The sequence below is a fragment of the Mycobacterium sp. E1386 genome (genome assembly GCF_001672745.1).
GTDB lineage: Bacteria > Actinomycetota > Actinomycetes > Mycobacteriales > Mycobacteriaceae > Mycobacterium.
The window spans coordinates 1-2,849 of the sequence record NZ_LZKH01000100.1 but is presented as its reverse complement, the minus strand read 5'-3'; the positions used below and the strand labels follow the sequence as shown (position 1 = coordinate 2,849).

The following is a 2,849-nucleotide window of genomic DNA, read 5'->3' as shown; positions in this document are numbered from 1 at the left end:
GATTGTTCGAGCGCGCGTAGCGCTCCGGAGAACCCGGTCCCGGTGAGGACCGCGTTGTCGACCGCGCTCATCGTCAGGTCCAGCGTCACCGACAGGTTGTAGTAGTCACCGCGGATCGCCTTCTGCACGGCGTCGAGGTCAAACGGCCGGGCCAGGAGCAGCTTGAGGGCACGGATCAAATACGGTGAGGCGCGGCCGAGTTCCCGCAACGGGCACTGCAGCGAGAGCAGATCCTGGTGGAGGTTGCTGACCGAGGCGGACAGGTATTGGTCGGACACTCCGCTGAGCGCGCCGGTCGCATCGACCGCGTTGACCAACAGGTTCTGTTTGTCCGCGAAATATTCGATAACTGGCGGGAATTCGGTCAGGACCCGATCAAGAACGTCCGAGCGGGGACCCACATACGTCAGCAACCGGTCGGTGGAATCGATGGCTCGGGTGATGTCATCGCGTTGCTCATCGAGTTGGGCGGTGAAGGTGTCCAGCTTGTCGAGGGAGGCACGGATCTGCTCGGCCCGCCCGTTCACGGCGTTGTAGACCTCATTCTCGAGCACTTCCAGGTTCGGGATGCCGCCGCCGCGCACGATGAAGGCGAGGCTGGCCAGCGTCTGCTCGATCGTGGGGTAAGCGGACGAATTTTGCAGCGGGATGGTGTCGCCGTCCTTCAGCAGCTCGGGGGACGGGTTGGACGGCACGGCCAGTTCCAGATGCTGAGAACCCAGGAGGGTGATTTGCCCGATCTTGGCGGTCGCGTTCTTGGGTAACTTGATGTTCTTGTCCATATGTAGCGTCAGGGTCGCGACCCAGTTCTTCAGTTCGATCGCGCGCACCGTGCCGACAAAGACATCGGCCACTTGCACCCTGCTGTTGTTGTTCATCGCCAGCGCGTCGGGGATCTGCACGTAGAGGGTGTAGGAGCCGGACCCGGTGCCGGGACCGCCGGGCATGGGCAGATTGGCGATTCCGCGCCAGTTCGCGCACGACGTCAGCGCGAGGGCAGCCATCAGGAGCGCCAGCGGCGCGCGCAGCGCGCTCGTCGCGCCCCGCGGGGTCCGTCGGTTCGGCTTGCTCCTCGCGCGCAGCGCGCTCGTCGCGCGGCTCATGAGCCCGGGCCTGTCGACCCGGCCGACGCGGCGGCCGGCGGTGATCCAGCAGGCGCGGGCGTCGGTGCCACCGGACCAGGGATCACACCCGGTCCGGGCGCCGGTGGCGGGATCGGCACCTGGGGGGCCTGCAGGCCGATTGGTGGCACCACGGGGTTTTCGTCGTAGGCGTTCGGCGGCCCGGGTGGGTTCGGCGGCCCCGGGGGCGGGGGTCCGGTGTCGGGGCCGCCCATCAGTTCGGCCAGGGATTCGGGGGTCAGCAGGCCGCCGGTGATGGGCCCCACCTGGGTGCCTTGCATGCCCGGCGCGACCACCCATCCGGGTTGGGTGTTTCGGTGCGAGAACGGGGTGTCGGGCACCCAGATGCCGGGCACGGTGGTGTCTTTGTACCCGGTGGGCGGGTGCAGCCGCGGCTCGGAGTAGGCGACTTCTTTGGGGAGCGTCTCGGCGGTGCTGAACAGGTTCGTCCCGAAGGGCAGGTAGTTGAACTTGACCGCATCGAGGATGGGCGCGAGGTATTGCGCACACAGCTCGGCGGACTCTTGATAGCCCAGTCGGCTACCGGCCTGAATCATGCTGCAGAAGAACTGCATTGGGTTGGCGAAGTTGGGGATCGCCGGGATGGACATGAGTGCGCCGTGCGACGGGTGGTAAATCTGGCCGAGGTTGGTCTCCAACGTCGGCAGGACGTGCAAGGCGGTCTCCGAACCGTTCAGTGGGTCGGGTTGGGCCAGGGCGGTGGTCAGGGTGGCGAGGTTGTCGACGTCGTGCGCGAGTACGTCGCGGTTCTTGGTCAAGAACGGGCTCACTGTGGAGAGCAGGCCGTCGAGCTGTTGGATCGCATTGGCGAGGTCCCTGTCAGGCCCAGTGAACCTATCGCTGAATTGGGCCAGGTTGTTGTTCAGCGCAACGAATTGCTCGTCGTCCTTGTGCAGGGCGCTGACGAATAGCGCCAGGCTGTGAATCACCGCGAAGAAGTCACCACGACCCTCGTTCAGCGCGGTCAACGACCGCGACAGGCTGTTCAGCGTGGTGTTGATCTGCTTGCCCTTGCCGGCCAGCCCGTCGGCGAACGACTCGATGGCCTCACCGAGGGGGCCCTTGGGTTGCTCGGGTGTCGGCCCGAGTTTGGAGACGACATTGGCGAGACTCTCGCGCGTTTCGTCGAACTCTGTCGGAACCTGTGTGTGCTCGATGGGGATGACGGCGTTGTCGCCCATGACCGGACCACCGTTATAGGGCGGCTCCAACTGGATGCTGCGCGTCGCCACCACGGTGGGGGTCACGATGACGGCGAACGCGTTCGCGGGCACCTTGTACTTGTTGTCGTAGTGAAACGTCACTTTTATCTTGTCGCCGGCCAGCTCGATCTTGTCGATCGATCCCACGCGAATGCCCATGATTTGGACCTCGTCGCCGGCATAGAGTGCGTTGGCTTCCGGCAGGTACGCGACCACGGTGTTGGTGGCGACCTTCTGATAGAGCCGCCAGCCGAGGGCGCCGGCGAACAGGGCGAGCAGTACCACCAGCACGCCGATGACCGTCCGGGGCCGCGGTTTTCCGAAATTGAAGACGCTGCTCAATTCTGGCTACCTCCCGTGATGCCGCTGCCGCCCGTGCCGCCCGGGTTGATCAACGGAGCGGGCAGCTGGGGGCCGGGTCCCGGCGGCGCGGGCGGGCCCGCCCGGAACCCGGGCGCGAACGTCGACGGCGGAGGCGTCGGTACGGCCGGCGCCAGGATATCGG

2 protein-coding genes are annotated in these 2,849 nt (G+C 65.9%); both read right to left on the bottom strand.

Annotation, left to right across the window (positions count from 1 at the left end):
• On the bottom strand, positions 1 to 1,004 hold a 1,004-nt coding region (locus A5709_RS11685; protein ID WP_067949913.1), incomplete at its 3' end, for an MCE family protein.
• A 95-nt stretch (positions 1,005 to 1,099) separates the two neighbouring features.
• Entirely contained in the window at positions 1,100 to 2,686 is a 1,587-nt protein-coding gene (locus A5709_RS11680; protein WP_068119996.1) for a virulence factor Mce family protein, read from the bottom strand.
• Positions 2,687 to 2,849: the final 163 nt, after the last annotated feature.